Origin of the sequence: Stenotrophomonas sp. PS02297 (genome assembly GCF_029959705.1) — a bacterium.
Lineage (GTDB): Bacteria > Pseudomonadota > Gammaproteobacteria > Xanthomonadales > Xanthomonadaceae > Stenotrophomonas > Stenotrophomonas nitritireducens.
In genome coordinates, this window is sequence record NZ_JASCOS010000194.1 from 1 (window position 1) to 4226 (window position 4226).

2 protein-coding genes are annotated in these 4226 nt (G+C 66.2%); one reads left to right on the plus strand and one right to left on the minus strand.

What is annotated here, in order from left to right; genetic code table 11:
* Positions 1 to 241: 241 nt before the first annotated feature.
* Positions 242 to 2509, minus strand: a complete 2268-nt coding sequence (locus tag QMX80_RS18590) for a TonB-dependent receptor (protein ID WP_282278654.1) — start codon at positions 2507 to 2509, stop codon at positions 242 to 244.
* 163 nt (positions 2510 to 2672) lie between these two features.
* On the opposite strand from QMX80_RS18590, the gene QMX80_RS18595 reads away from it, so the two are divergent.
* Complete coding sequence (locus tag QMX80_RS18595; protein ID WP_282278656.1) at positions 2673 to 4079, plus strand: GntP family permease; 1407 nt, start codon at positions 2673 to 2675, stop codon at positions 4077 to 4079.
* Positions 4080 to 4226: the final 147 nt, after the last annotated feature.

Genomic DNA, 4226 nt, shown 5'->3' on the forward strand with positions numbered 1-4226 from the left:
GCTTCAGCCGCGATGGCGCGTTCCCGATGAACCACCGCGCACGCCAGCAAAGCTGTCTCCAGCAATTTCAGGAAAGCTCCATCGCGGCTGAAGCCGCTCCTACGGGGATCGTGCGAGGACGGCGGGAGGGACGTCATCCATGGCAGAGCCGCACGAACAGCGGCGCACGCGGGTGGCGCCATGAAAAACCCTCCCTGCGGAGGCAGGGAGGGTTTCGATCCACGACCGGGGAACGTGCGCCTCAGAAGTTGTAGCGCAGCGACACGTACCAGTTGCGCGGCAGGCCGTAGTAGGCGGTCTGGATATTGGCAATGCTGGCAAATTCCTGACCCTCGGTCTTGTACTGCCTGTCGGTCAGGTTGCGCACGCCGGCGCGCACCTGCCAGGCCATCTGCGGCGAATCCCATACGCCGTAGACGCCCACCAGGGTGTACGCGTCCTGGCTCAGCACCGCGCGGTTGTCCACGCTCAGCCAGGTCTTGCCGCGGTAGGACACGTCGCCGCCGAAGGTCAGGTTGCCGTTGTCGCCCAGCCCGAACACATGCTGCAGGGCCACGCGCGCGGTCCAGTCCGGCGAAAACGGTACGTGGTCATGGATCACGTTGACCGGGTCATAACCCGGGTAAGCGGGATCATGGCGCGGGTCGTCGAACCGATCGTATTTGGCATCCAGCCAGCTCAGCTGCCCACTCAGGGTGGTGGCTTCGCCCAGCAACGCGCTGCCTTCCAGTTCGATGCCCTTGATGTTCACCTTGGCGGCGTTCAGCACCGGGAACTTGAAATCCGGAATCATCGAGCCCGGATTGGAAATCTCCGATACGCGGGCCTGGAAGTCGGAGTAATTGCTGTAGAAGGCCGCCGCGCTGCCACGGAACCGACGATCCGCCGACGTGCCCTTCAGGCCCGCTTCGTAGGTCCATACGAATTCCGGGTTGAAGCGGGCGGTCCTGACTTCATACGCGGAATTGGCACGGCCATTGAAGCCTCCGGACTTGAAGCCGCGATTGGCCGACACATAGCCCATCAGGTTGTCGCTGAACGCCTTCTGCAGGCTGACCGAAGGCGTCATCGCCGTCCACGACGCCGAGGTCGCCGGGAACGGTACCGTTTCATTCAACCCGGTAAACGGCGCCCCCCAGAAGGTGCTGGTGGTGCGCTCGTAATCCTTGGTGTCCTTGGTCCAGCGCACACCGGCTGCCAGAGTCCAGCTCGGCGCGAACGTCCAGTTGGCATGTGCGAAAGCGGCTTTCGACGTGGTTTCCAGGTCATCGGAAATGGTGCGCAGGAACTTCACCTGGCTACCAAGCACGCCGAACAGATCGCTGGCGTAGGCCTCCTGATAGGAAGGAACATTTTCCTTCATGTAATAGGCGCCGAAGGTCAGGTGCAGGTTGCTGCCATTGTCGTAGTGCAGCTGGAATTCCTGGCTCTTCTGGTTCTGGTCCAATGCGACCAGCACGTCGCCCAGTTCGTACTCGGAGGCATCGATGTCGATGTACGACTTGGTCTTGAGCTTGCGGTAAGCGCTGATGCTCTTCAGCGTCCACTGCTCGTCGATGTCCCAATCCATTGCCAGCGAGGCACCGGAGTGCTTCAGGTACTGGCCCTGGCCGTCCTTGAACGAAGTACGGACGCGGCGATCCCACTTGCCGGTTTCGCCCGGCTTGAGCACGACCTTTCCGAGCACGACATCGGTACGCTCCAGGTTGGCCATCGGTCGACCCAGGGTCAGCGCGGCGTCCTGCTTGGTCGTATCCAGCGACAGGGTGGCGCGGAAGTTGTCGGCCGGGTTGAAAGCCAGCTTGACGCGCAGCGCCTCGGTGTCGTCGTCGTTGTAGTGCTTGCCGGTGTCGGCATCCCTGACATAGCCGTCGTTGGTGATCTTGGCACCGGCGGCGCTGGCCGCGAAGGTGTCGCTCAGCTTGCCCGACACGTAGAAGCGGCCCTCCAGGCGGCCGTAGTCGCCGGCGGTGACTTCCACCGCGCCGCCCTCGTTGTCGAACGGGTTCTTGGTGGTCAGCTTGATCGCGCCGCCGGTGGAGTTCTTGCCGTACAGCGTGCCCTGCGGGCCGCGCAGCACTTCCAGCTGCTGGATGTCGAACAGCGAGAACAGCGCGCCGTTGATGCGCGAGTAGTAGACGTCGTCCACGTACATGCCCACGCCCGGATCGAAGGTCTGCAGCGCGTCCGGCTGGCCGATGCCGCGGATGAACACGTTGACGCTGTTGGCCGAGCCGCGGCCCTGGGCGATGTTCATGTTCGGCACCGCGCCCTGCAGGCCTTCCACGGTGGAGGCCTGCAGATCCTTGATCTGCTCCTCGCCGAAGGCCGACACTGCCACCGGCACGTCCTGGATGGACTCGGTGCGGCGGCGCGCGGTCACGGTGACTTCGTCCAGCTGGGTGGCCTGCTGGTGGCCGGCCGGATGCTGCTGCTCCTGGGCCTGCACGAACGCGGCCGGGGCCAGCAATGCACAGCCCACGGCCATGCTCAGATACTTGCGCTTCATTGGTCTCCCTCCTCCCGGGTATGACACGGCGGCACACGGATGCCGCCCACGCTGCGCACGTTAACGGGGCGTTAGGGGCTGGCGTATCGTCCGTTCGTACAGTGGGCCGGCCCGCCCCCGCTCCCGATACTCGCCGGCATCGTGTCTGGCCGGGGAGCCGTGGATGTCGTTTCTGATCGTACTGGCGGCGCTGTGCTTCCTGATGTTCGTGGCCTACCGCGGCTACAGCGTGATCCTGTTCGCGCCGGTGGCGGCGCTGGGCGCGGTGCTGCTGACCGACCCGACGCTGGTGCAGCCAATGTTCACCGGCCTGTTCATGGACAAGATGGTCGGCTTCCTGAAGCTGTACTTCCCGGTGTTCCTGCTCGGCGCGGTGTTCGGCAAGCTGATCGAGATCTCCGGCTTTTCCAAGTCGATCGTCTCCGCCACCATCCGGCTGGTCGGCGCGCAACGCGCGATGCTGTCCATCGTGCTGGTCTGCGCCCTGCTCACCTACGGCGGCGTGTCGCTGTTCGTGGTGGTGTTCGCGGTCTACCCCTTCGCCGCCGAGCTGTTCCGCCAGAGCAACATCCCCAAGCGCCTGATCCCGGGCACCATCGCCTTGGGCGCCTTCACCTTCACCATGGACGCGCTGCCGGGCACGCCGCAGATCCAGAACATCATCCCCGCCTCGTTCTTCGGCACCACCGGCTGGGCCGCGCCCTGGCTGGGCGTGATCGGCACGGTGGTGATCCTGATCCTGGGCATGAGCTACCTGGAATGGCGCCGCCGCGTGGCGATCGCCAGGGGCGAGGGGTATTCCGGCGCCAACGAGGAGCTGCGCAACGAACCCGAGCCATTCCAGGGAGACCGCCTGGCACACCCGCTGGTGGCGGTGCTGCCGCTGCTGCTGGTGGGCGTGGCCAATTTCCTGTTCACCCGCTGGATTCCCGGGTTCTATGGCGAAAGCCAGTCGTTCGTGCCGGCGGTGATCGGCAACCCGGCTCCGGTGGTGCAGGAAGTCTCCAAGGTCGCCGCGATCTGGGCGGTACAGGGCGCACTGCTGCTGGGCATCCTCAGCGTCATCGCCTTCGCCTGGAAGCCGGTGGTGGCCGCGTTCGCCGAGGGCACCAAGTCGGCCATCGGCGGCGCCATGCTGGCGTCGATGAACACCGCTTCGGAGTATGGCTTCGGCGCCGTGATCGCCGCCCTTCCCGGCTTCCTGGTGGTGGCCAACGCGCTGGGTTCGATTCCCAATCCGCTGGTCAACGAAGCCGTTTCCGTCACCGCCATGGCCGGAATCACCGGCTCGGCCTCCGGCGGCATGAGCATCGCACTGGCGGCGATGGCCGACAGCTTCATCGCCAACGCGCAGGCCGCCGGCATTCCGATGGAAGTGCTGCACCGCGTGGCGGCGATGGCTTCCGGCGGCATGGACACGCTGCCGCACAACGGCGCGGTCATCACCGTGCTCGCCGTCACCGGCCTGACCCACCGCCAGTCCTACAAGGACATCTTCGCGATCACTGTCATCAAGACCCTGGCCGTGTTCGCCATCATCGGCATGTACTACACCACTGGCGTAGTCTGATCCGGGCGCGGGCGGACGCCGCGGGGGGGGGGGGGGGGGGGGGGGGGGGGGGGGGGGGGGGGGGGGGGGGGGGGGGGGGGGGGGGGGGGGGGGGGGGGGGGGGGGGGGGGGGGGGGGGGGGGGGGGGGGGGGGGGGGGGGGGGGGGG

Coding starts and splice junctions, on each gene's coding strand:
- QMX80_RS18590 (WP_282278654.1), bottom strand. CDS start 2,509: ATGAAGCGCAAGTATCTGAGCATGGCCGTGGGCTGTGCATTGCTGGCC.
- QMX80_RS18595 (WP_282278656.1), top strand. CDS start 2,673: ATGTCGTTTCTGATCGTACTGGCGGCGCTGTGCTTCCTGATGTTCGTG.